The sequence below is a fragment of the Cetobacterium sp. genome, from assembly GCF_048470075.1.
Classification (GTDB): Bacteria; Fusobacteriota; Fusobacteriia; order Fusobacteriales; family Fusobacteriaceae; genus Cetobacterium_A.
In genome coordinates this window covers 1-3,653 of sequence record NZ_DBGBQB010000108.1, presented here as the reverse complement: position 1 = coordinate 3,653, position 3,653 = coordinate 1, and the positions used below count along the sequence as shown (strand labels likewise).

The following is a 3,653-nucleotide window of genomic DNA, read 5'->3' as shown; positions in this document are numbered from 1 at the left end:
TCTATTAAATCTATCGCCTTATCAATCTTTTTAAAAGGTATGATATTTGATATTAATTTTTTAGGTTGTAATTTCCTCTCATTAAACAGTTCTACAATATGTGCAAACTTGTATGTCTGATGTCTTGACCCTCTAATATCTAACTCTTTTATCGTTATTCCCAATTGAGCTATCTCTGAAGTATCTTTAGAAAATCCTAAACACATAACTCTTCCAGCTACAGATGTTATTTCAATAGCTTGTTCAAATGTTTTTGGTAAACAAACTGCATCTATTGTTACATTCGATCCCATTCCATTAGTTATCTCTCTAACTTTCGTTAAAGGATCTTCTAAATTTGGATTAATTACATAATCGGCTCCTAACTCTTTAGCTACTTTCAATCTTTTTTCATTAAAATCTGAAATAATACAAATTCCACCTTTTAATTTAGCCATCTCTAAAACACATAAACCTATGGGCCCTGCACCAATTATAAAAACATAATCTCCTTTTCTTATATCCGCTCTCCAAGTTATTTGATCAGCTATTGTATATGGTTCAATCATAGCTGCTTCTTCCCAAGAGATTGAACTGTCAAATTTAAATATATTTTTTCTAGGAGCTACATAATATTCTTGAAATCCTCCATCTACATGACAACCTCTAACTTTAAGAGATGAACATGCATTTGGCCTTCCTGACTTACATGCATAACATTCACCACATGCAATCATTGGTTCAACAACAACTTTATCTCCAATCTCTAAATCTTTTACATTCTCTCCAATACTCATAACCTCACCAACCATTTCATGACCTATTACTCTTGGATAAGTTGCCACTGGAGAAGTTCCATGATAAATATGGATATCAGAACCACATATCCCTACCGCTTTTATTTTTATTAGCACATCTGTTTTTTCAGATATTTTAGGTATTTCTCTTTCTATAATTCGTAAGTCTTTTGGTTTAGATACTATTATTGCTTTCATTTAGACTCCTTTTTATCCTAATATTAAATTTGGTAAATACAGACTGATTGCAGGAATAAAAGTTACCATTCCCAATACTACTAAACTAATTAATAAAAATGGAATAATCGCTTTTATTGCTTCACCCATAGATATTTTTCCAATACTGGAAGCTACAAATAAACATACGCCTACTGGCGGTGTTGTCAGACCTATTATTAAATTTAAAACAACTATAACTCCAAACTGAATCGGATTAACTCCTAAGGGAATAACTATTCCAAGTAAAACTGGAAATAGTATAACTAGGGCAGCTATTGTTTCCATAAAAGTTCCTACGAGTAAAAGAAGTAGATTTATAAGTATTAAAACAATATATTTATTTTGAGATATTCCCAAAACTCCTTGAGCTATGGCTTGAGGGACTTGTTGACTTGTTAAAATCCATGCAAATATATTTGCAAATCCCACTAATAGCATAATAGCAGAGGTTCCTACCATTGAATCTAACAATATTTTTGGAAGTTCTTTAAACTTTAGTTCTTTGTAGATAAATTTTCCAACTATAACAGCATAGAGTACAGCTGCTATTGACGCTTCTGTCGGAGTAAAAACCCCACCTAGGATTCCAAATAAAATCAAAACTGTGAGCATAATTGCCCAAAAAGCATCCTTAAAACAGCTATTTTTTTCTTTTAAAGTTACTTTAATCCCTTGGGGATGATTTTTTTTCACAGATATTCTATAAGAAACTAGCATCATTCCAAGCCCTAATAATAATCCTGGAATTGCCCCTGCTAAAAACATTTTTGATACTGATATCCCTGTTAAAGTTCCTACTATAATCATAGGTAAACTTGGTGGTATTATTGGACCAATTGTTGAAGAAGCTGCTGTTACTGCTACTGCATAGTCAGGATTATATCCTTCCTTTTTCATAGCAGGAATCATTATTCCCCCAATGCTAGCTGTATCAGCTAAGGCCGTTCCTGATATTCCTGCAAAAACCATTGATGAACCTATATTTGCTAATCCTAATCCTCCTCTAATATGTCCAACAAAAGCATTACAAAACTTTATAATCCTTTTAGTTATCCCGCCACTATTCATAAGATTTCCAGCTAACACAAACCCTGGAATACATAGAAGAGTAAAGGAGTCTATTCCAGCATACATCTTTTGAGGTATTACAACTAAAGGGATATCATTCATGACAAGATAAAAAAAAGATGATAACCCTAAACAAAAAGCTACTGGAACTCCTATGAATAAAAGTATAAAAAATACTCCAAATAATATTAATTCCATTCCATACTCTCCTCTTCCAATTTAATCATATCAATTTTTGTATCCAATTTTTTAGTAATTTTTTCCTTAAGAATCTGCAACCCATAGATTAATAAAAAAATTCCTGAGTAACAAACAGTTCCATAGGATAAATACATTGGAATTCCCATAGCTGGTGATGTCTGTTTGACTCCTAAATTTCCAAATGTAAATCCTTCATAAGCTATAATTAAGAAAAATATATTTAATAAACAATACGTTATTATTTCAAATATATGCTGTACTTTTTTATTTAGTTTAACTAATAAAATATCTACTCTAACAAACTCATTCCTTTTTAAAGCTATAGGCGCTGCTGTCATAATTGAATATATAAATAAAAATCTAGAAAGCTCCTCTGTCCAAGAAGGTGCCTTTGGTAAAAAAAATCTAGAAAATACTTGTAAAAACACAACTAATATTAGTGTCAAAAAACTAATAATAACCATATATTCCAACGTTTTTTCTATATAATCTTTTTTCATCTTCCCATCCTTTCTTATTTTGTATTAACTATCTTTAAATATAGCTCATACTGCTCAGATGTTAAAATATTTTTCATCTCTGGTATTATTTTATTTTGATATTCCTCTTTATTTACTGATACAATTTTCATTCCTTTATCTAATAAATTTTTCCTAGACATAATTACAAATTCTTCAAATTTATCTTGAGCAAATATTTGTGCTTCTTGAGCTGCTTCTAAAACTGCAGTTTGCTGCTCTGGTGCTAGTTTATTAAATTGTTTTTCTCCAACTACTGCATATATCCACTGAATTACATGTTCTGTTTCATATGCATATTTTTGAACTTCATAAAATCCTAAACTATATATTAGGTCATAAGGATTTTCCTGTGCCTGTATTGTGTTTTGCTGAAGAGAGGTAAATACCTCTTGTAATGACATTGGAGTTGGTTTAGCTCCTAACTTTTCCCACGTTTTCACGAAAATTGGTACATCTGGCACTCTTATTATTAATCCTTTTAAATCTTCAACTGATTTTATTTCTTTATTTGTTGTAAGATTTCTTGGAGCTCTTTCGTGATAATATAATGGAATCAATCCTGCATTTTTTTGTATATCTTCTTTTATCTCTTTTCCAATCTCTCCATTTAGAACAATATTCATATGATTCAAATCTCTAAAAGCATATGGAACAGCCATCAGTGCTGCTTTTGGAGCCCAGTTTTGTAAAGTTTCACCAGTTAAAACCATATCTAAAGTTCCTAATCTTACACTATTAATCATATCTGTTTCTGATCCTAATTATCCATTTGGAAAAACTTTAACTTTTAATTTACCTTTAGTTTTATTTTCAACTATTTCAGAAAACTTAACTGCAGTTTCATGCCAAATATGATCTGTATTTGCAT

3 protein-coding genes and 1 pseudogene are annotated in these 3,653 nt (G+C 30.7%); all 4 read right to left on the bottom strand.

Features of this window, described 5'->3' with window-relative positions; genetic code table 11:
* On the bottom strand, positions 1-974 hold a 974-nt coding region (locus tag ACMOUI_RS04075; protein WP_418964462.1), incomplete at its 3' end, for a zinc-binding alcohol dehydrogenase family protein.
* A 12-nt stretch (positions 975-986) separates the two neighbouring features.
* On the bottom strand, positions 987-2,261 hold the full coding sequence (locus ACMOUI_RS04070; protein WP_418964461.1) for a TRAP transporter large permease: 1,275 nt from the start codon (positions 2,259-2,261) through the stop codon (positions 987-989).
* A complete protein-coding gene (locus ACMOUI_RS04065; protein ID WP_418964460.1) occupies positions 2,252-2,764 on the bottom strand; it encodes a TRAP transporter small permease in 513 nt (170 codons plus the stop codon). The genes ACMOUI_RS04070 and ACMOUI_RS04065 overlap by 10 nt, the downstream gene beginning before the upstream one ends.
* A 14-nt stretch (positions 2,765-2,778) precedes the next feature.
* A pseudogene (locus ACMOUI_RS04060) lies at positions 2,779-3,636 on the bottom strand (TRAP transporter substrate-binding protein).
* Positions 3,637-3,653: the final 17 nt, after the last annotated feature.

Excerpts from the sequence above, each read along its gene's own strand:
- ACMOUI_RS04070 (WP_418964461.1), bottom strand. The coding sequence starts at position 2,261 with ATGGAATTAATATTATTTGGAGTATTTTTTATACTTTTATTCATAGGA.
- ACMOUI_RS04065 (WP_418964460.1), bottom strand. The coding sequence starts at position 2,764 with ATGAAAAAAGATTATATAGAAAAAACGTTGGAATATATGGTTATTATT.